This is a genomic window from Bacilli bacterium (assembly GCA_036381315.1).
Taxonomy (GTDB): domain Bacteria; phylum Bacillota; class Bacilli; order Paenibacillales; family KCTC-25726; genus DASVDB01.
The window spans coordinates 1-21,770 of sequence record DASVDB010000052.1; the positions used below are offsets into that span (position 1 = coordinate 1).

Here is a 21,770-nt window from a genome sequence, read left to right on the forward strand (position 1 = left end):
TTTGTAATAAATTGGATGAGATCTCTACTATACTAAATTCGATAGATACTAATACGATGTGAGATTATAAATATTGTTTAGAACCATTTTTACAAAATCACGTAAACTAATCGAACAATTTTCAACCGTTAAACAATCATGCTGAACCTTTTAAAAATGAAAACCCAGTTTGACCAAGACGCGTTCTAACGGAACGGTTGAAGGAGCGAGCCCGTCTATTGGATGACATTAAAACTGGTATACAGTGTGGCACCGCCCCGTACACCATCAGAGATATTTCTTATTCAGAGTCAGAAAAGGCAAAAACCCAATAACCACAAGTTTTTTAAACCACCACAATTACCGAAAACGCAGAAAAGACACCTAACGCGGTGTCTTTTCTGATGGTATTGGTGGAGGCGAGGGGAGTCGAACCCCTGTCCGAAGACAACGCCACACAAGTTTCTACGGGTGTAGCAACGGATTTGATGTCACCCGGATGGTCGCCCCGTCACCGGCTACCATCAAGGTCAGCCTGATTGTCTTCTTCCGTCAGCCCCAGGCGGAGGCCAAGCGGCGTAGCCCACTAAAGTTGAGCCCCTATCCCGCCACATGGGCGATGGAGGGCAGGAGCCTGGAGGCTGTTATTAGGCAGCCAGAGCCAGAGAAGGTTGTTGTTGTTTGCCGTTTAAATTTGGCTTTCGCGTTGTTAAAGCGTGCGCGACCCCGCTACCCGCTGCTCATGCTCGAACTGTCCCCGTCGAATCCAAAAACGCCCCCGTATCGGATATTTCGCCGCGCTAAGTGCGGCTACCATTATTATAACACGGCAAACCGATCAGCCGCCCGAAATTCTGCTGGAAGATCGGGCACAAACCTGACTACCGCGGCATTTTCTGCCGTTCGCGCAGCGCCCGCTGGATGTCGCGCGCGGCGTCGCGTTTGGCTTCCGCTTCGCGCTTGTCATACAGCTTTTTCCCGCGCCCCAGGCCGATCAACAGTTTGGCGTAGCCGTTTTTGACATATACCTTGAGCGGCACAAGCGTATAGCCTTCCTGCTTCGATTTCCCCAGCAGCTTGTTGATTTCAGCTTTGTGCAGCAAGAGCTTGCGCGCCCGCGTCGGATCGGACGGATTGAAGCGGTTGCCCTGCTCAAACGGGCTGATGTGCATGTTGTGAATGAACGCTTCCCCGTTACGGATGGTGGCAAAGCTGTCGTTGATGTTCGCTTTGCCGCCGCGCAGCGATTTGATCTCCGTGCCGGTCAGCACAAGCCCCGCTTCATACGTATCCTCGATAAAATAATCGTGCGCCGCTTTGCGGTTTTGCGCGAGCGGTTTGTCGTCATTCTTTTTGCCCATTTTCCCGCCTCCTCCCGCCGGTGCTGTGTGCGGTAATCAGCGTTCAGTATAGCAGGGCGACCAATATAAATCAAGGCGAATCTGTATAAAAAAATCCGTCATCACTGCCACCGCCGCCGCAGTTTATCGCCTCTTCCGCGCCTTGCCGCGTTTCGCCTTGCCTTTTGCCTCCGCATGGCGCCTCTTTTTCGCGATCACACCGCCGGTAGCAACTCCGCCTTTGCCGCGCCCATGTCGCTTGCCACGCCTTTTTTCCGCCCGAAGCTCGCCGTCATGCTCCGCCCATACAGGCCGTGAAGCCGCATCCTGCTTGCGCGGTTTGCTTTCAACCATCTGAAAGTCGATCGTATGCTCGTCGACATTGACGTTTGCCACGCGCACCTTCACTTCGTCGCCGATCCGGTACACCTTCGACGTCCGCTCGCCGACCAACGCATGATGCGCCTCGTGGTAATGGTAGTAGTCATCGGTCATGCCGCTTAACCGGATCAACCCTTCCACCGTGTTGTGCAGCTCCACGAAAATGCCAAAATTCGTCACACCGCTGATGATGCCCTCGAATTCCTCCCCAACCTTGTCCAGCATGAACTCCGCCTTCTTGAGATCAGCCGTTTCCCGTTCGGCGTCGACCGCGATGCGCTCCCGCTCCGACGACTGCCTGGCGAAATCCTCCATTTTCTCCGCCAAAATGTCATGCCGTTCCGCCGCAAGACCTCCGTTCTCGATGACTTCGCGGATAATCCGATGGATGACAAGATCGGGGTAGCGCCGAATCGGCGAGGTAAAATGCGTGTAAAACTCCGTCGCCAAACCGAAGTGCCCCAAGCTCTGCGCGGCGTATTTCGCCTGCTTCATCGAGCGCAACATGACCGTGCTGATGACCGTCTCTTCCTTCGTGCCCTTGATTTGCTCCAACAGCGTCTGCAGCGCGTGCGGGTGAATATGGTTGCCGCGCCCTTTTACCGCGTAGCCGAAGTTCGCGATAAATTCCAGAAAGTGCATCAGCCGGTCGCCGTCCGGCTCCTCGTGAATCCGGAACAAAAACGGCACCTTCAACCAATGGAAATGTTCGGCTACCGTCTCGTTCGCCGCGAGCATAAATTCCTCGATGATTTGTTCGGCAATGCTGCGCTCCCGCCTGACAACATCCGTCGGCTTGCCGTTCTCGTCAACGATCACCTTCGACTCGGCCAAGTCGAAATCGATTGCCCCCCGCTTCATCCGTGCCGCGCGCAGCCGCAAGGCAAGCTTTTCCATCAAGCGAAAATCATCAACCAGGTGGCTATAGCGCGCAATCACCTCTTCATCTTCATCGACCAAAATTTTGCGCACGTTCGTATACGTCATCCGCTCCGCCGTCTTGATCACGCTGGGAAAAATGTCATGGCTAACGCATTGCGCCTCATCGTCAAATTCCATCACGCACGACAGCGTCAACCGGTCGACGCGCGGGTTTAAGCTGCAGATGCCGTTGGACAATCGGTGCGGCAACATCGGAATCACCCGATCCACCAAATAGACGCTGCAACCGCGCAAGTACGCTTCCCTATCAAGCGCCGAATTCTCCCGCACATAATGGCCGACATCGGCAATGTGCACGCCCAGCCTGATATGCCCGTTCGGCAGTTGTTCGACATGCACCGCGTCGTCCAAATCCTTGGCGTCTTCCCCGTCGATCGTCACAATCTTAAGTCCCCGCAGATCCCGCCGTCCTTTCAGTTCTTCCGGCGATACCGCATCGGGCGCACGCTCCGCCTCCCGCATTACTTCGGCGGGAAACGCCTCCGGCAGTTCATATTTGCGAATAATGGACAAAATATCGACGCCGGGATCATCCTTGTGGCCCAATATCTCGATTACTTCGCCCTCAAGCGCCGCAGACCTTCCATCCGGGTAGCCGGTGATTTTGACCACTACTTTTTGTCCGTCGACCGCGCCTTTAAACGCATTGCCCGGAATAAAAATATCCCGCCCCAACCGTCTGTCGTCCGGCACAATCAGCGCATAGCCGGCAAACAGCCGGAACGTACCGACCACCGTCGCGTTGGCGCGGCTTATGACGCGCACCACTTCGCCTTCGAGCTTTTTAACCGCGTGGGATTTCCCCGCGAGGCGGACAAGTACGACATCACCGTTTAAGGCGCCCTTTAAATCATTGGCATGGATATATACATCGGGATGCCCGGGCTCATCCGGCAACAGAAACGCAAAACCTTTCGGATGCGCTTGCAGTTTTCCGCGCAGCAGATTCATCCGTTCCGGTATGCCATATCTGTCCGCGCGCGTCCGGTATATTTTCCCGGCCGATTCCAAATCATTGAGCATTTTGACCAGCGCCTTGAATTGTTCGGCGTCGGCGATTCCAAGTTGTTCCTCCAATTCGTGCACCGTCATTGGCTTATAAGCCAATTCCGTCATAAACTCCACCAGTTGTTCTTCCGTTATCATTTTATCGCACCTTTTAAAAAACCTTTATGTTTAGTTTGCGCCTTTCCAAAAATAAAAAACAGCAGGGGAAACAATGCCCGCCTGCTGCAAGGTTCGTTGTTGGCTTTCCAATACACTTGGCCGTCACTGGGTGAAAAAGGAAATCACAAGCGAAAGGCCCAGGAACAATACAGACATTACAATTGTCAAGCGATGCAAAAGCAAGTCCAACCCGCGGGCTTTCGTCTTGCCGAACAAATGCTCGGCACCGCCGGAAATGGCGCCCGACAGCCCCGCGCTTTTTCCTTTCTGCAACAATACGATACCAATAAGTGCCAATGCCGATATAATCAGAATAATTTTCAAGACCAAATTCAAAACCATTGCATTCCACCTCCTGAAACCGGCCGCCTGTACAGGCTAAATCCGAACATGCGCATAAAAACAGCAGTATCATTTTATCACAGAGTGCGAATGAACGTCAACAAATCGTAATCATCAGCTATAATCCAGAATTGGATCCGCATCCAATATATATGGTTTTTCACATATATTTTTGTAAAAGCCGGCGTTTTTGCTTGATATATGTTATTTTTCACATATATTTGTGTAGAATTTGCAAACCCCTGCTAAATATGTATGATTTTCCACATAAAATCGCCAAAAAATCGAGTTCTTAGAAAATTATGTTTGATTTTTCACATACATTTTCTTAAAAGTAAAATTGGCCGGATGCCAGGGTACCGGGCTGCCCGGCGACTGGGCTGCTAAGCTGCCAGGATGTCAGAACGCCCGACGACTGAGCTGCCCGTCAGCCATGATGCTCTGCGACTGGGCCGCCTGGATGCCAAGCCACCTCGCCGACGGGCTGCCAGGCTGATAAAATGCGGCCTTCCCTTGCCGACAAAGGAAGACCGCACGCATTGGATCGCTTGCTTATTTAAAGTTTTTCAGGTTGTAGAACGCGGATTTTCCGGCGTATTGCGCGGTCGAAGCAAGCGCGTCCTCGATGCGCAAAAGCTGGTTGTATTTGGCCACGCGGTCGGTGCGGGAAGGCGCACCCGTCTTGATCTGTCCGGCGTTCGTCGCCACGGCGATGTCGGCGATGGTGCTGTCTTCGCTTTCGCCCGAACGGTGCGATATAACGGCCGTATATCCGGCTCGTTTGGCCATCTCGATCGCATCGAATGTTTCCGTCAAGGAACCGATTTGGTTTACTTTCACCAGAATCGAATTGCCGATACCCCGCTCGATGCCTTGCGACAGACGCGTCGTATTGGTAACGAACAAGTCGTCGCCGACAAGCTGCACTTTGCTGCCAAGACGGTCAGTGAGCAGCTTCCAGCCTTCCCAGTCGTCTTCCGCGCAGCCGTCTTCAATCGTGATGATCGGGTACTTGTCCACCCACGAAGCAAGCAAGTCGACAAATTCCGCCGACGTGAACGATTTGCCTTCGCCTTCCAGATGGTATTTGCCGTCTTTGAAAAATTCGGTGGAGGCAATATCCATGCCGAGGAAAATATCTGTACCGGGCTTGTAACCGGCGCGTTCGATCGCGCTGATAATCGTGGCGATCGCCTCTTCGTTGGATTTCAGGTTGGGGGCGAATCCGCCTTCGTCGCCGACAGCGGTGTTCAGCCCTTTGTCTTTCAAAACGGCTTTCAAATTGTGGAACACTTCCGCGCCCATCCGCAGCGCTTCGCGGAATGTCGGCGCGCCGACCGGCAGAATCATGAATTCCTGCACGTCCACATTGTTGTCGGCATGCGCGCCGCCGTTCACGATATTCATCATCGGCACCGGCAGCGTCTTGGCGTTGAACCCGCCAAGGTAGGCGTAAAGCGGAACGGCAAGCGCATCGGCGGCGGCGCGGGCGACAGCGAGCGAAACGGCAAGGATCGCGTTGGCGCCCAGCTTGCCTTTGTTCGGCGTGCCGTCGAGTTCGATCATCTTGCGGTCGATTGCCACCTGGTCAAGCGCATCATAACCGATGATCTCCGGAGCGATGATGTCATTGACGTTGCCGACCGCTTTCAGCACACCTTTTCCCAGATAGCGGCTTTTATCGCCGTCCCGAAGCTCTATGGCTTCGTGTGCGCCGGTGGATGCGCCGGACGGCACGATTGCCCGCCCGCTTGCTCCCGACTCGAGCGCCACTTCCACTTCGACGGTGGGGTTGCCGCGCGAATCCAACACTTCACGTGCGTAAATGTCCGAAATCATTGTCATCGTTTGCGTCTCTCCTTTTTCAACTCAAGCCTATTATATCGAAAGGGGGCCGGTTCTTTCCACTATCATGGACTGGCCGGTCATTTCCTTTGGCTGCGCAATACCCAGCAACGTGAGCATGGAAGGCGCCACATCGGCTAAAATGCCGCCGTCTTTCAACCGTACATTCTTGTCTGTGACGATAAACGGCACGGGGCTTAACGTGTGCGCCGTCTGCGGGCGGTCCTGTTCATCGCGGACGATGTCCGCGTTGCCGTGGTCGGCGATAATGATCGCCACGCCGCCTTGCGCCTGAATGGCGTCCACCACTTTGCCCAGGCACGCGTCGGTTGCTTCCACCGCTTTGATCGTCGGCTCTAGCAGTCCCGAATGCCCGACCATGTCCGGATTGGCAAAATTCAGGATGATCACGTCATGGACGCCTTTTTTGATTTCGTTCACCGTCGACTCCGCAAGTTCGTACGCGCTCATCTCCGGCTTTAAGTCATATGTCGCCACCTTCGGCGAATTGATCAAAACGCGGGTTTCGCCCGGCAGCTTGACGTCGCGGCCGCCGCTGAAGAAAAACGTGACGTGCGGATATTTTTCCGTCTCGGCGGTGCGCAGTTGCGTCAGGTTGTGCTGCGCCAGCACTTCGCCCAGCGTATTGTCCAACTCCTTCGGCTTGTAGGCGACAAACCCGTCGACCGTTTCGCTGAACAGCGTCATGCAGACAAAATGCAAACGCTCGGGAAATTTCGGTCCGCGGTCGAACGCCGAAAAGTCTTTGTTGGTAAACACATTCGACAACTGTATCGCCCTGTCGGGGCGGAAGTTGAAGAAAATGACGGCGTCTTCGGATTGAACAAGTCTGACCGGCTCGCCCGCTTCATTCACGATGACGGTCGGCAGGACAAATTCGTCGTAAACCGACTTTTCATACGACTTAACGATCGCTTTAACGGGATCGGTATAGTGCGGGCCTTCGCCGTACACCATCGCGCGGTACGATTTTTCCACGCGATCCCAGCGCTTGTCGCGATCCATCGCGTAGTACCGCCCCTGCACAGTGGCAACCTTACCTACGCCGACTTTATTGATGTACTGCAGCAACTGCTCCATATAATATTTTGCGCTGTCCGGCGCCACGTCGCGGCCGTCCAAAAACGCGTGAATGTATACGTCGCGCAAGCCTTCCCTTTTTGCCAGATCAAGCAAGGCATACAAGTGGCCGATATGGCTATGTACGCCGCCGTCGGACAGCAGGCCGTAAAGATGCAGCGCCTTGCCGTTGTCTTTCGCGTGGCGGACAGCCTTGAGCAGCGTTTCATTGGCAAAAAATGCGCCCTCGCGGATCTCCTTGGTAATTCGGGTCAAATCCTGATACACGATGCGGCCTGCGCCAATATTCAAATGGCCTACTTCCGAGTTGCCCATTTGCCCTTCGGGAAGCCCCACGGCTTCGCCGCAAGCGGTAAGCGTGGTATGCGGATAAGTGTTCCAGTAGCGGTCGAAGTTCGGTTTGTTCGCCTGCGCCACCGCATTGCCCTGCGTTTCCGCGCGAAGTCCGAAACCGTCAAGGATGATGAGCGCGACCGGTTTTGGTCTGCCAGCTGCCATATCACTTAGCCCCCTCGACAAGCTGAATGAATGACGCCGGGTCAAGGCTTGCTCCGCCGACAAGCGCGCCGTCGATTTCCGGCTGCCGCATGAATTCGCGGATATTGCCCGGCTTCACGCTGCCGCCGTACTGAATGCGGATCGCCGCCGCCGTTTGCTCGCCAAACATGTTTTTCACAACATTGCGGATATGGCCGATCACTTCATTCGCGTCATCGGCCGTGGACGATTTGCCGGTGCCGATCGCCCAGATCGGTTCGTAAGCGATCACCGTTTTAGCCGCCTGTGCGGCGGTTAATCCGGCTAGCGCCGCTTCCGTTTGTGTTTTGCAAATGTCTTTCGTCTTTCCCGCTTCGCGCTCGTTTAGCTTTTCGCCGACGCAAATAATCGGGGTCAAGCCATACTTGAAAGCGGCATGCGCCTTTTTGTTCACGGTTTCGTCCGTCTCGGCAAAATAAGCTCTGCGCTCGGAGTGGCCGATAATCACATAGTTGACGCCGAGCGCTTGCAGCATTGGGCCGCTGATTTCGCCGGTGAAAGCGCCGCTTTCCTCCCAGTGCATATTTTGCGCTCCGACTTTCAACGTTGTGCCTTTAACAGCAGCCATGAGCGCCGAAAGATTGGTAAACGGCGCGCATACGACGCTCTCCACCCCGGAGATTTCCGCTTTTCCTTTCACCGCCTGGATGAAATCGACCGATTCCTTGTCCGTTTTGAACATTTTCCAGTTGCCTGCAACAATAGGCGTTCGCACCCAAAGCAACTCCTTTCCGCCAAACTGCCCGCCAGACTTAACGCTCAGGCGTTAGTCCGGCGGGCCAGCGTAAAATTGTATCGTGCCATAAAACATGCTATGAATCGAACACGGCGTTATCCTGGCTTACTTGTCGTTCAAAGCCACCACGCCGGGCAGCGCCTTGCCTTCCATAAATTCCAGCGACGCGCCGCCGCCGGTGGAGATATGGTCCATCTTGTCCGCCAGGCGGAATTTCTCGACCGCCGCCGCGGAATCTCCGCCGCCGATTATGGTGTACGCGGCAGTTTGCGCGCAAGCCTCGGCCACCGCTTTCGTTCCGTTTGCGAAAGGTTCCAGTTCGAACACGCCCATCGGGCCGTTCCATACAACCAGCTTCGATTGCTTGATAACGTCCGCATACAGCTTGCGGGTGTTCGGGCCGATATCGAGCGCTTCCCAATCCGCCGGGATTTGGTTAATGCCGACTTCCCGCGTGTTGGCCGCGGCGCTGAAGTCGTCCCCGATCACCACATCGACGGGAAGCATAAAGCGAACGCCCCGCTCTTGCGCCTTTCGCAGAAAATCGAGCGCAAGGTCGATCTTTTCGTTGTCGACAAGCGACTTTCCGACTTCATAGCCCTGCGCCTTCAAAAACGTATAGGACAATCCACCGCCAATTATAATATTGTCGGCAATCTGAAGCAAATTGTTGATAACGTCAATTTTATCTTTCACCTTGGCGCCGCCGATAATCGCGGTAAAAGGCCGGTCCGGATTTTTCAGCGCCTTGCCGAGCACCGCGATTTCTTTTTCCATCAACAGCCCCGATACGGCCGGAAGATGATGGGCGATTCCTTCGGTGGAAGCGTGCGCCCGGTGCGCCGCACCGAACGCGTCGTTCACGTAGATGTCCGCCAATTCCGCAAACGCCTTGGCCAACTCGGGGTCGTTCTTCTCCTCGCCGGGATAAAACCGGACATTTTCCAAAACCAGCACATCGCCGTTTTGCATCGCGGCGATCTTCGCTTTCACGTTGTCGCCGATTGCTTCGTCCGCTTTGGCCACCGGTTTGCCCAACAATTCGGACAACCGCTTGGCTGCCGGATTCAAGCGCAAGTCTTCGACCACTTTCCCTTTCGGGCGGCCAAGGTGGCTCGCCAAAATCAGTTTCGCCCCTTGCCCGATCAAATAGCGGATCGTCGGCAACGTTTCGCGGATGCGGGTATCATCGGTGATCTCGCCGTTTTCCAACGGCACGTTGAAATCGACGCGGACAAATACTCTTTTCCCCTGAACATTCACATCACGAACGCTTTTTTTGTCCATGTGCGAACCACTCCTTCCGGGAGATGATCTTTTTTAACGGATGCGAATGTTACAGACCCTTGCTGGCAATATACAAGGCAAGGTCAACCACCCGGTTGGAATAGCCCCATTCGTTGTCATACCAGGAAACGACTTTCACCATATTGTCGCCGACGACCATGGTCGAAAGGGCGTCGATCGTGGAAGAGGCCGGATCGCCGTTGTAGTCTCTCGATACAAGCGGTTCTTCCGAATAGTTCAGAATGCCTTTCAAAGCGCCTTCCGCAGCTGCTTTCAAAGCGGCATTGACCGAATCAACCGTAACGTTTGTCCGCAATTCGGCTACCAGGTCGACTACGGAAACGTTCGGCGTCGGCACGCGCATGGACATGCCGTTCAATTTGCCTTTCAAGTGCGGCAGCACAAGTCCTACCGCTTTGGCGGCGCCGGTCGAGGTCGGGATGATATTTTGACCGGCGGAACGGGCGCGGCGCGGGTCTTTATGCGGCAAGTCCAATACCTGCTGGTCATTTGTGTAGGAGTGAACAGTTGTCATCAAACCGCGGACAACGCCGAAATTGTCATCCAGTACTTTGGTGAAGGGCGCCAGGCAGTTCGTCGTGCAAGAGGCGTTGGAAATAACCGTATGTTTTGCCGGGTCGTATTTGTCTTCGTTCACGCCCATGACAATCGTAATATCTTCGTTGGTGGCCGGCGCGGAGATAATTACTTTCTTGGCGCCGCCTTGCAAGTGAGCGGCGGCTTTGTCCTTGTCGGTGAAACGGCCGGTCGATTCGATAACGATTTCCACGCCGTAATCCTTCCAGGGAAGCTGCGCCGGGTCTTTTTCGGCGAATACTTTGACCGGTTTGCCGTTGACGATGATCGCCCCATCGCCGGCTTCTACGGTTGCAGCGATTTTGCCGTGCGTGGAATCATACTTCAACAGGTTTGTCAACGTTTTAACGTCTGTCAAATCGTTGACGGCGACAATCTCGATTTCCGGATTGTTGAGCGCTGCGCGAAACACATTTCGGCCGATACGGCCAAATCCATTAATCCCTACTTTAACCATGGAAACTCCTCCTTGATTATATAAATGTTTGTCAAAAACTTCACTTACTTAAAATTTAACTTGCTTAACTTAACCCGTTTGCCTTGATAATCTCCTGCGCCGCGGCTTCGTCCGTCACCAGAATATTTTCGCGTCCGTACCGAAGCACCGCCGCAATTGCCTGGCCTTTGCTGGTTCCGCCCGCCACCGCGATCACCGCTTCGGTTTGGTGTATGTCCTCCAGCCTGAGCCCCAATGTCTGCATTTTATGCACGACTTGGCCCGCCCGGTTGAAGTAATAACCGAACGCTTCCGCCAACGCGCCTTCTTCCCGCAGCTTTTGCAGCGTCAACGCGTCGGAATTGCGCCGTTTCGCCATGCGGATGGCGTCGCCGATACCGTGCACGACGATCCGGGCTCTGCGGATGACAGCGACTACTTCGCGGATATTGGGTTCCTGGCTCAGCGATTGGTAAGCTTCTTCGCTCAGATGATCGGGAACGTGCAGCATCCGGTACTGACCGCCGGTTCGCTTCGCCATATCCGAAGCGATGGTGTTTGCCTGAAACTCCACGCTTTCGCCGAGGCCCCCGCGCGCCGGCACGAACCAGTTCCCCTTCATATTGGGCGTTTGCGTTAACCAGAGCGCGACTTCCGCCATTGTCGATCCGCCGGTCACGGCAATTACGTCGTTTTCTTCCACGATCTTCCGCAAAATGCCGGCCGCCGCGCGGCCCAGCTCTTTCTTGGCGATATGGGAATTGTCCGCATCGCCCGGTACGACAACAACCTGACGCAAGCCATACCGGCTTTTGATCGCTTCTTCCATTTCCGTCAAGCCGAACAATTCCTTGATCAAGGGTTCCAACTGTTGCAGCAACCGTTTGCCGGCCGGGCTGATGCGCATGCCGCTGTTGTCGATGTCAAGCAAACCTTGAACTTTCAAAAAATCGACTTCCGCCCGCAAGACGCGTTCACTGATCCCGAGAGAACCCGCCAAAACCCTTCTGCCAACCGTGCCGGACAGCATGACCAGATGCAAAATTTCGTAGCGCTTTTTCATGACTTCCATCAAGTCAGGCAGGAGATGCTTTTGGATGTCCAATAGCGTTCTCATGTCATCACTCCGGTGGCTAGCCTTTTATCTGTCATGATTTGCTGGTCATAAAATGTCCCGGATATACTTTTTATGTCCCGCAGCTATATTTTATTGAAACCGAAGTAAAAAATCAAGGTAAACCTTTCCCTTGATTTTTGCTTTGGCCTGTCATATAATAACCTATGCTGTTTGTTTGCGCCCGTGGTCCAATGGATATGACGTAGGCCTCCGGAGCCTGAGATCGAGGTTCGATTCCTCGCGGGCGCGTCATTCGAATTCTGCTGTAGCGTGCGCAGCAGTAGTATGCGCAATCGATGAAAATTCCAGCCGTCGGCTGTTATTTTTTTAACCACGGTTTGACCTTTCTTGACCTTTCACCGCGACTGGTATATGATAATTCCTGAAGGAAGCTTTTGAGGAGGAGAAAACATGAATTTCGTGCCGATGGTCGTTGAACAAACCAACCGCGGAGAAAGATCTTACGACATCTACTCGCGGTTGCTGAAGGACCGGATTATCTTCCTGGGGAGCGCGATCAACGATGTGGTCGCCAATACGGTCATTGCCCAATTGCTGTTTCTGACGGCGGAAGATGCGGAAAAAGATATCCATCTGTACATTAACAGCCCCGGAGGATCGGTTACCGCCGGCATGGCCATTTATGACACGATGCAATTCGTCAAACCCGACGTATCCACAATCTGCGTAGGCTTCGCCGCTTCGATGGGAGCGTTCCTGCTCAATGCCGGGGCAAAAGGCAAACGGTTTGCATTGCCGAACAGCGAGATCATGATTCATCAACCGCTGGGCGGCGCCGAAGGGCAAGCGACGGATATCGCGATTCGCGCCAAACATATCATGCGCACGCGCGACCGCTTAAACCGCATCCTTGCCGAACGGACCGGCCAACCGCTCGCGCGAATCGAACGGGACACGGACCGCGATTACTTTATGACCGCGTATGAAGCGAAAGAATACGGCATTATCGACAAGGTGATCGAAAAAGTCTGAATCAATCCAGCTCTTTTAACGGATAAAACAACAGGTTTACCGGCAGCGAGGAGCCTGCGGACGGCGTAAATTCAATGTCGAGCGATTTCTCCGCGCCGTCGGTTCTGGCCAACAGATAAAGCCCGTCATACGGCGACAACACCCCCGATTTCGGCACCATCACCAACCGGCCGTTGATTTTGATCGGGCCTTTGTACAGTCCGCCGCGGGTAATAAGCAAAATGGCCATTTTCGGCGGCCGTTCGGCGTGGATATTGTAAATAACTCCATAGTTGCCGAAATTGACGCGTTCCGTTTGCGAAACGGCGTCAAACCCGGCGACGAATTTGTCGGCGCTGTTGTCGCCGATCACCAATTTGGACGGACCATTCATATTCGCCATGTCGACATGCCAATTCAGCCGCGATGTGGCGAACGTCCCGCGAACGTTGTTATTGTAGGGCAAATCCGGAAGATTTGCCACATCGTCAAGCGTGTCGGCAGGATGCATCGCGACAAACCGAAACGTAACCGGCCCGTCCGTTTCCACATCGTAAATCGCATTCATGCCGTACCCGGGCGCAAAATCCGGCATCAAGCTGTAAAAATGCGTGGAACCGGCCGGCAAAACCAATTGCTGTTCCGCCTTGTCCTGCAGCTGAAAGTCCAGCGTTGCCTGGTGGCCAAGCAAAGCGGCATAGATGGACGGGTACACTTCCCCTTTATTCGTCGTTTTCACCGTAACTTCATGATCGCTAGTGTTCGTTGCGACAATGGCGAACTTGATGTTCTCATCCATTCCGTTCATATGGTGGGCGTACAAGCGCGCTTTTCCGTCAACCGTATCCCGGTATAAAACGCCGAATTGCGTAATCGTCTCCGGACTGTCACTCAGCAATAGCGGCCTTGTGTTGTCCGCATTCGCCGTTACCGTTAGCGACGGCACGCTTTTATACTCGAGCAGCGTATCGAAGTCCACTTGAATGGCCGACTCCGGCGGCTGAAAGTAAAAAGGATATTGTTCCTGCGTCACATACGGTTCAGCGGATATGGTGACGCTTTTGGTGTACACATCGCTCCAATTTCCTTTTCTGTCTTGCACTTTCAATGACACCGGGTACGTTCCCGGTTTAAAATACGCATCCTTTTTTCCCGTCCACTCGTGGGCGACGATGCCTTCTCCATCCGCGTCATAGCTGTAATCGAAAATCTCGACGGGTTCTCCGATGCGGTAGGTGGATTTGCCGAAGGCGAATTTCGCCACCGGTTTGGAATTTCCCGTCGCCCGGTCAATCAAGCCGTCGGGTTTGATGATATACGTAATCGTGATGCGGCCGTTCTCCGGTTCATACACATAATCAAGCTTCAACAATTTCATCATCCAGGCGAATTGCACGAGGATGGCACCGTTTGGGCCGGTAATCGCCAGATCGCCCAAAGGCACCATCGCGCCGTTGATGCGCGCCAGCTTTGCCGTAAGATTCAGGACGGCGCTCGTTTCGGCCACTTGCAGTTCGATGCGCTTTGCCTTCGCGTCGCGCTTCACCGATACGGGCAACCTGCCGACAAAGAAGTTCGGATCCATGTAAGTCCTGCCGTTTGCGACCGTGGGCGGAGCGGTAAGCGGCACTTCTTCGTTATTGACAAACGCGGTCGGCTTGCCGATGTACAACACAACGGTTGTCGTTGTCGCCGACACGGCATACGCGGGAATGAGACCGGCCAACAGCAATAAAGCGGCAACCGCCGCGGCCAAACAGTTCTTTTTCATATTCTCACCGTCTCCCATCTTTTTCCGGCAATTAAAAAACCTTTTCTAAATGTCACGTAAGTGTAAACGCAACATCCATAGAAAAGGTTTCGCAAAAAAGCGATCTTTCCGCTAACATCCGCTTTTCCTTTTATTGGTTGTCCAATTCCTCTTTGCTGACCAAATTCACTAAAGCGGTTACAGCTTGCTCCTCGTCCGAACCTTCCGCGCTGATGGCCACTTCCGTATTCGCGCTGATAGCGAGGCTCATAATGCCCATAATGCTTTTGGCATTGACTTTCTTATCCTCTTTCTCGACAAAAATCTCCGACGAATACTTGTTGGCTTCTTGCACAAAAAGCGCTGCCGGCCTTGCATGAAGTCCCGTTTTCAATTTCACGACAACAGGTCTTCTCGTCATCAATGGATACCCCCATTTCGATTTATCCAGGCTTTATCTATGTGTGAATGTTGCATACCGCTACGTTGAATGATATTGCATAAGCTCATTTTATTATAACATGTATATGCACGAAGCACTATATCAGATGGATTATTTCCAAATTATTTCCCAAATGATTCCTTGTTGCGGATCTTTTCGGCCATTTCCTCAATTTTTCGCAAGCGATGGTTTACGCCGGATTTGCTTACTTTATCGCGCAGCAACTCGCCGACTTCCTTCAAATTCATATCCGGATGGGTAAGGCGTATTTCCGCCACTTCGCGCAGCTTGTCGGGAAGGTTCTCCAATCCGATTTCTTTTTCCAGAAGGCGGATGTTCTCGATTTGCCTTACCGAAGCGCCGATCGTTTTGTTCAGGTTCGCCGTTTCGCAATTGACAATGCGGTTGACCGAATTGCGCATATCCCGCATAATCCGTACATCCTCAAACCGGAACAACGCCTGGTGGGCGCCGATAATGCTCAAAAACTCGATAATTTTTTCGCCTTCCTTCATATAGCAGATGAACCCTTTTTTTCGTTCGATGCAGCGGGCGTTCAGCCTGAACCGGTTGGCGAGCCCGCACAATGCGCGGGAATGCTCTTCATACATCGAGGCGATCTCCAGATGATAAGAAGCTCCCTCCGGATTGTTGACCGACCCTCCCGCCAAAAACGCGCCGCGAAGATATGCCCGCTTGCAGCACGGTTTGCTGATGATCCGCTTGTCAATGCCGGGCGTAAACTGGAACCCTTCGGATACGATGAACAGCTCGGCCAGCACTTCCTGCACGCGATGCGGAATGCGCACGGCATAAATGTTGTTTTTCTTCAGCCGCATCTTCTTGCTGACAATCAATTCGCCCTGAATGCCGAACATTCTTTTGATAAAGGTAAAAATCCGGCGCGCGATCGCCGCGTTTTCCGTCGAAATATCCAGCACGACGCGCTGATGCGACGACAACTTCACCGTTCCGTTCATCCGGATTAACGCGGACAATTCCGCTCTTTCGCAGCACGGCTCATCCTCGATCATCGTCAATTCTTTTTTTGTCTCCGCCGCAAAAGACATCGCGCTTCACCTCTTCTCGGCCATCCATCCGTCTATCAGCCGCATGATGTGCCTGCTTAATTTTTCCGCGTCGTGCCGCAAATATGTGTGGTATTTGACCAGCTGATCGGCGATAACCGCAATGCCGCTGCCGGCCGCCCCGCCCAAATCCAGCCCGACGGGCCGCGCTCCCTGCTCGGCGTATTGCTCCAATATTTGCTCGGGAATCTCGCCGTTGTTGACAATAACATAATCGAATATATGATTGCCGATGTGATTATACAATGCGGTCAAATGGTCGCCCACGGTATAGTCGTCCGTTTCGCCGGGCTGTGTCATGACGTTGCAGACAAAAATTTTCAACGCTTGCGAAGCGGTTAAAATACGCGCCAGCTTCGGCACGAGCAGGTTCGGCATGATGCTCGTATACAGGCTGCCCGGACCGACGATGATCGCATCTGCTTCGTGCAAAGCATCCGCCGCTTCTTCAAGCGGGTATACATCCGCCGGTTCAATAAAAACCCGTTTGATTTTTTTGCCCGCTTTCGGAATATTGGATTCGCCGGTTACGATTTCGCCGGTTTCCAACTCCGCTTTCAGGACGATCGCGTGGTCCGCCGCCGGAAGCACGCGCCCCCGGACGGCGAGCACCTTGCTTAATTCTTTCACCGCGGCGACGAAATCGCCGGTAATGTCCTTCATCGCGGCCAATATCAGGTTGCCCAGGCTATGCCCGGCGAGCCCGTTGCCGGCGGAAAACCGGTATTGCAACAACTGCGTCAGCATCGGTTCCACGTCCGCCAGCGCCATCAACACGCTGCGAATATCTCCCGGAGGCGGTATGTGCAGTTCCGAACGCAAGATGCCCGAGCTTCCCCCGTCATCGGCAACCGTCACAATCGCCGTGATCTCAAGCGGCATTTCCTTCAGCCCGCGCAGCATGACGGACAAACCGGTGCCGCCGCCAATCACGACGATTTTGGGCGGCTTCTTTCCCCCCGCTCCCGTCTTCATCCCTTCACCTCTTATTGCCGATCCCGATCAGCGTCCCGATGGCTGACCTTGATCATTTCCGTTTCGTTGTTATCCAGCATTTTTCCGAGATATTCGGCGATGGCGACAGAGCGATGCTTCCCTCCCGTGCAGCCGATCCCGATCACGATTTGGCCTTTGCCCTCCTGCAAATATTGCGGGATCAAGAAATTCAGCATATCCAACAATTTTTGCAAAAAAATTTGCGTGTCCGGCCAGCGCATCACGTAATCATACACGTCCGAATGAATGCCTGTCAGCGGGCGCAAATGCTCGATGTAATGCGGATTGGGCAAAAACCGCACGTCAAAAACGAGGTCGGCGTCAATCGGAATGCCGTATTTAAAACCGAATGAAATCACATTGACCACAATTGTCTTGACATGAAGTTGATGATAACGCTCCACTATCCGCTCTTTCAGCTGCATCGGCTTCAATCCGGACGTGTCGATGACCTGCGTAGCCATCCCTTTCAACTCTTCCAGCAGCCTTCGCTCCAGCATGATGCCCTCCAGCGGGAGCCCCTCGGGCGCCAGCGGATGCCTGCGGCGGCTTTCCTTATACCGCTGCACAAGCACCGCGTCGGTGGCATCGAGAAACACAATTTCATAGGAGATCGTCTGGTTTTCTTTCAAATAATTCAACGCCTCCGCCAAGGCGGTGAAAAATTCCCGCCCGCGCAGATCGATCACCAGAGCGACTTTGCCGATGCGTCCTTTCGATTGTTCGATTAATTCGGCAAATTTTGGAATGAGCACAGGCGGCAAATTATCCACGCAAAAAAAACCGAGGTCTTCGAGACTCTGTACGGCAATCGTCTTTCCCGCCCCGGACATTCCGGAAATAATCACCAGTTTGGATGGGGTTTTTATGTCCAACATCGTGCAACTCCCTCCCCTATGCTGCCGCATTAATCAGCGCAACAACAGCCCCGCCGCGCCGATCATGCCGGCATCGTTGCCAAGCTGCGCGGGAACGATGCTTACTCCTTCCCTTGCCGGTTCGGGCGTATATTTCAGGAAGTATTCCCTAATGGGGTCAAACAGCACGTCTCCGGCGCGCGATACGCCGCCGCCGATGATAAAGCGTTCGGGATTGACCGACAGGGCGATAATCGCCATCGTTTTCCCCAGATAAAAAGCGGCGCGCTGGATGATGCGCAGCGCCACTTCATCGCCCGCTCTGGCCGCGTCAAACACATCCTTGGCGGTGATCGTTTCCAACAGATTCAGCTGTGTACGGTCGCCGCGCTCCACCGCGTCTTTCGCCATCCGGACGATGCCGGTTGCGGACGATACCGTCTCCACGCAGCCCATTTGGCCGCAGCCGCACTGGATGGCCTCCAGATCGGGCACCACCTGCAAATGTCCCAATTCTCCCGCTACGCCGGAAAAACCCTGGACGATCTTGCCGTTATTGATAATTCCGCCGCCCACGCCGGTTCCCAACGTAAACAGAACGATATGGTCAATCCCTTTACCCGCTCCGCTTAAGGCTTCCCCAAGGGCGGCCACATTCGCGTCATTGTCGATCCGCACTTTTTTTTGCAGCAAATCTTCCAGCATGCTTTTGATTGGCACATTTTTCCATAGCAAGTTTGGGGCCATTTTGACAATCCCGTTTTTAACATCCGTAAAACCGGGAATTCCCGTGCCGATCCCGGCAACCTGCTCCCAACGGTATGGAGATTGATCCACGAGCTGATGCGCATAACGGGCGATATTTTCGACCACTTTGTTTGCCCCGCCTTCCGCTTCAGTCGGCCCCTCCATTTTGTGCAAGAGATTACCGTCCTGGTCGCAAATTCCCACTTTAATGTTGGTGCCGCCAAGATCGACACCGACATAAACTTGATCCGACATTTCCTGTCACCCCAAAACGCATTTTTAAAAGGTTGCTCTGTCCCCCACTATAAGGCAAGGCCGCGCAATCGGTCAAGGATTTAAAAAACGTGGAATGTTCCCATCCCACGTCGTTTATGCTGTATCCTGGCCTGTCCCGGGTTACGATGCGGTATGGTGAAAGCCTTGCACGGCCTCGCCTTCGAGAAACTTTTCGCAATCGAGCGCCGCCATACAACCGCTTCCCGCCGCCGTGATCGCTTGCCGATAGCGGCGATCCTGCACATCCCCGCAAGCAAAAACTCCTGCGACATTCGTTTGCGCTGTGCCGGGTTTGACTTTAATATAACCAAATTCATCGGTATCCACCTGACCTGCAAGAAAAGCCGTATTCGGCGAGTGGCCGATCGCGACGAAAAGGCCGTCGGTTTGAAGCACGCTTTCTTGCCCGGTGGCGTTATCGCGAACCTTGAGCCCGGTCACCCCGCTGTCGCCGGACATCACTTCGAGCGGCGTCACATTAAGCGACCAAACAATTTTGGCGTTTTCCCGCGCCCGCTGCTGCATAATTTTCGAGGCGCGCAGTTCGTTGCGCCGATGCACAAGGCGCACTTCCGAAGCGAAGCGGGTCAGGAAAGTCGCTTCTTCCATCGCCGAATCGCCGCCGCCCACCACAATGATTTTCTTGCCGCGAAAGAAGAAGCCGTCGCACGTCGCACATGCGCTGACGCCGCGTCCGATGTTTTCTTTTTCGCCCGGAATGCCCAAATATTTCGCTGATGCGCCTGTCGAGATAATCAGCGTTTGCGTTTCAACCGCCTGGCCGCCTTCGATCGTCAGTTTGAAGGGGCGCTTGGATAAATCGACCGAGTTGACCCATCCGCGGATGAATTCCGCGCCGAAGCGCTCGGCCTGCTTGCGCATGTTGTCCATCAGTTCCGGCCCCATGATGCCATCCGGGAAACCGGGGAAGTTTTCCACTTCCGTCGTTGTGGTCAATTGCCCGCCCGGTTCCGGACCTTCGATTACCAAAGGCTTCAGATTCGCCCTGGCAAGATAAATCGCGGCGGTCAATCCGGCAGGCCCCGTTCCGACAATGACTGTTTGTCTCATGATGCACATTCCTCCCTTTTCCATCCTCTTATGTGAACTGCGAATAGATCGATTTCATCTTTTCATTCAGGCGGCATACGTCATCAATCATTTGCGCCCGCCTGCGGACAGTCGCGACGGATACGCCGTACTTGACGGCAACATCATTCAACGTCTGCTTCCTGCGGTGCATTTTCGCCGTTAAATATTCAAGCGCCGCCGCCCAGCCTTCCGGCTTGATGAGCCTTGGCACGTCCGGGTATGTGCGGCTTAAAAACTCCACCCACAGCGTCTGCAAATCGTGTTTTTGCACGATGTCGTAGCGGTGTCCCATCCGGTTCAAAGCTTCGTCGATGACGCGCTGCCATTCCTCTTCCCATACCGGCAGCGCGGGCGAATGGGGGCGCGGCGGAAAATCAGCCGTTTTTCCATAAATATGCGCTTTGATCGTTTCCCTTACACCCATGCTGCGCAAAACAAACAACGCAATCTTTTTCAGATCGTCGTTTTCATGCGGCAGCATGACAAACTTGCGCAACGCCTCCTCCACTTCGGCGTCCTGTAACAGCGCGAGCACCTGCAGCACCTGCAGCTTGGTATTGTCGTCGCCGTGGCGCAAAGCCCAAAAATACGAAGCGCGGACAAGCGTGTCCTTCCTGATTTGCTCCATGATCTTGGCGGGCGTTTTCTCCAGCGTGCGAATTTGTTCCTCGTATGGGAGGTGGTAGTAATAGCTCAAAACCGCATGCTCCGAATTTTCCCGCAGGCTTTGCATGTGATGCAGGTAAAATTTGGGCACCTGCGATTCCGGATCAAGCCTTTCCGCCTGTTTCCACAAATGCGCCGCCTCGGAAAATCTCCCCGTATTATAGGCCGCAACGGCGGCGTAATGAAACAGGTAAGCGTCAAATTCCGTGTCTTCCGCTTTCAGAAGCCGCCTGAAGTGCCGGTATGCGGCCGCGTGCTCCCCCAGTATTCCGAGCGTCGTCGCCAATTTGAACACATGCTCGTGATGGAGCGGATCGATCACCCGCAATTTGGCCTGCAACGCGGGCAAATTTTCCGTATCGCCAAGATGCGACAGGAATATGCCTTTGTTGCACAACGCATGCAGATTGCCCGGATCCTGGGCCAAAACCTCTTCGACGATTTCGAGCGCCTTGCCCGGGTTGCCTTGATAAAAGCAAGCCAGCGCCAAATTGTTGCGGGCGGCCAGGAAATCGGGGCAACGGGCAATCAACGCTTCCAGAATGCGCCTGGCCTCGCCGAAATTGCCTTCTTCCAGCAATTTTCGCGCCCGATCGTGGGCAAACAAATTCTCTTTGCTTTTAATGTTTTTCAGTTTGGTCGGACGCGCCAGCTCATAGCTGAGGAGTTCCATCATTTCTTCCGACTCCTCCAGATAGTGCCCTTCGACATCCGTTTCCAAATAGGTCACAAGCGCGGACTCGGCCGCTTCGTAGTTCTCCATGTTGGCGTAATTGTTCGCCATATAAAAGTAACATTCCGTCATGTTGGGATCGATCTCGTCCACCACTTTTTGCAAAATCTCGTTCGATGCTTCGTAGTTTCCGAGTTCGGATAACACACCGGCCATGTTGCAATGATTGACCGGGTTGTCCGGTTCGTATTCCACCGCTTTGCGGAAATATTTTAACGCCTTGTCATAATGGTATCGATCCAGCGATTGGACGGCACGCTCGAAAAAGAACGCGGCGTTCATTTGCAGCGGAATAACCTTCCGGCTTTTTGCGTGTGCCGCAGATTTGCTGTCGTTCATTTTCG

General features: G+C 53.8%; 18 protein-coding genes, 1 tRNA gene and 1 other RNA gene. 2 read left to right on the forward strand and 18 right to left on the reverse strand.

The window, feature by feature from the left end:
* Positions 1–390 precede the first annotated feature (390 nt).
* The 10 genes from ssrA to VF260_03900 form a co-directional block, all read right to left on the reverse strand.
* Positions 391–759, reverse strand: a transfer-messenger RNA (tmRNA) gene (gene ssrA / locus VF260_03855).
* A 101-nt stretch (positions 760–860) separates the two neighbouring features.
* A complete protein-coding gene (gene smpB, locus VF260_03860) occupies positions 861–1,340 on the reverse strand; it encodes an SsrA-binding protein SmpB (GenBank protein HEX7056321.1) in 480 nt (159 codons plus the stop codon).
* 123 nt (positions 1,341–1,463) lie between these two features.
* Positions 1,464–3,788, reverse strand: a complete 2,325-nt coding sequence (rnr, locus tag VF260_03865) for a ribonuclease R (GenBank protein HEX7056322.1) — start codon at positions 3,786–3,788, stop codon at positions 1,464–1,466.
* Positions 3,789–3,911: 123 nt separating this feature from the next.
* Positions 3,912–4,145: a preprotein translocase subunit SecG gene (gene secG / locus VF260_03870; protein ID HEX7056323.1), complete on the reverse strand. Its 234-nt coding sequence runs from the start codon at positions 4,143–4,145 to the stop codon at positions 3,912–3,914.
* A gap of 558 nt (positions 4,146–4,703) precedes the next feature.
* Entirely contained in the window at positions 4,704–5,996 is a 1,293-nt protein-coding gene (eno, locus tag VF260_03875; GenBank protein HEX7056324.1) for a phosphopyruvate hydratase, read from the reverse strand.
* A gap of 33 nt (positions 5,997–6,029) precedes the next feature.
* Positions 6,030–7,595, reverse strand: coding sequence for a 2,3-bisphosphoglycerate-independent phosphoglycerate mutase (gene gpmI / locus VF260_03880; GenBank protein HEX7056325.1), 1,566 nt, complete (start codon positions 7,593–7,595; stop codon positions 6,030–6,032).
* 1 nt (position 7,596) lies between these two features.
* Positions 7,597–8,349, reverse strand: coding sequence for a triose-phosphate isomerase (gene tpiA, locus VF260_03885; GenBank protein HEX7056326.1), 753 nt, complete (start codon positions 8,347–8,349; stop codon positions 7,597–7,599).
* Positions 8,350–8,475: 126 nt separating this feature from the next.
* The gene (locus VF260_03890) at positions 8,476–9,657 is read right to left on the reverse strand and encodes a phosphoglycerate kinase (GenBank protein ID HEX7056327.1); all 1,182 of its coding nucleotides are present in this window, start codon (positions 9,655–9,657) and stop codon (positions 8,476–8,478) included.
* Positions 9,658–9,706: 49 nt separating this feature from the next.
* Positions 9,707–10,711, reverse strand: a complete 1,005-nt coding sequence (gene gap / locus VF260_03895) for a type I glyceraldehyde-3-phosphate dehydrogenase (GenBank protein HEX7056328.1) — start codon at positions 10,709–10,711, stop codon at positions 9,707–9,709.
* A 64-nt stretch (positions 10,712–10,775) separates the two neighbouring features.
* Positions 10,776–11,807: a sugar-binding domain-containing protein gene (locus VF260_03900; GenBank protein ID HEX7056329.1), complete on the reverse strand. Its 1,032-nt coding sequence runs from the start codon at positions 11,805–11,807 to the stop codon at positions 10,776–10,778.
* A 177-nt stretch (positions 11,808–11,984) separates the two neighbouring features.
* Here VF260_03900 and VF260_03905 point away from each other — a divergent pair.
* Both VF260_03905 and clpP read left to right on the forward strand, forming a co-directional pair.
* A tRNA-Arg gene (locus VF260_03905) sits at positions 11,985–12,056 on the forward strand.
* 162 nt (positions 12,057–12,218) lie between these two features.
* Complete coding sequence (clpP, locus tag VF260_03910) at positions 12,219–12,800, forward strand: ATP-dependent Clp endopeptidase proteolytic subunit ClpP (GenBank protein ID HEX7056330.1); 582 nt, start codon at positions 12,219–12,221, stop codon at positions 12,798–12,800.
* 1 nt (position 12,801) lies between these two features.
* Here the strand turns inward: clpP and VF260_03915 are convergent, their stop codons facing one another.
* The 8 genes from VF260_03915 to VF260_03950 all read right to left on the reverse strand — a co-directional run bounded on the left by VF260_03915 (position 12,802) and on the right by VF260_03950 (position 21,765).
* On the reverse strand, positions 12,802–14,550 hold the full coding sequence (locus VF260_03915; GenBank protein ID HEX7056331.1) for a stalk domain-containing protein: 1,749 nt from the start codon (positions 14,548–14,550) through the stop codon (positions 12,802–12,804).
* A gap of 130 nt (positions 14,551–14,680) precedes the next feature.
* On the reverse strand, positions 14,681–14,950 hold the full coding sequence (locus VF260_03920; GenBank protein ID HEX7056332.1) for an HPr family phosphocarrier protein: 270 nt from the start codon (positions 14,948–14,950) through the stop codon (positions 14,681–14,683).
* A 143-nt stretch (positions 14,951–15,093) separates the two neighbouring features.
* Entirely contained in the window at positions 15,094–16,041 is a 948-nt protein-coding gene (gene whiA / locus VF260_03925) for a DNA-binding protein WhiA (GenBank protein ID HEX7056333.1), read from the reverse strand.
* Positions 16,042–16,047: 6 nt separating this feature from the next.
* Positions 16,048–17,034, reverse strand: coding sequence for a YvcK family protein (locus VF260_03930; protein ID HEX7056334.1), 987 nt, complete (start codon positions 17,032–17,034; stop codon positions 16,048–16,050).
* Positions 17,035–17,045: 11 nt separating this feature from the next.
* Positions 17,046–17,933 (reverse strand): RNase adapter RapZ, encoded by an 888-nt coding sequence (gene rapZ / locus VF260_03935; protein HEX7056335.1) that lies wholly within the window; start codon positions 17,931–17,933, stop codon positions 17,046–17,048.
* A gap of 33 nt (positions 17,934–17,966) precedes the next feature.
* On the reverse strand, positions 17,967–18,914 hold the full coding sequence (locus VF260_03940; protein HEX7056336.1) for an ROK family glucokinase: 948 nt from the start codon (positions 18,912–18,914) through the stop codon (positions 17,967–17,969).
* Positions 18,915–19,055: 141 nt separating this feature from the next.
* The gene (trxB, locus tag VF260_03945; protein ID HEX7056337.1) at positions 19,056–20,006 is read right to left on the reverse strand and encodes a thioredoxin-disulfide reductase; all 951 of its coding nucleotides are present in this window, start codon (positions 20,004–20,006) and stop codon (positions 19,056–19,058) included.
* A gap of 28 nt (positions 20,007–20,034) precedes the next feature.
* A complete protein-coding gene (locus VF260_03950; protein ID HEX7056338.1) occupies positions 20,035–21,765 on the reverse strand; it encodes a tetratricopeptide repeat protein in 1,731 nt (576 codons plus the stop codon).
* Positions 21,766–21,770: the final 5 nt, after the last annotated feature.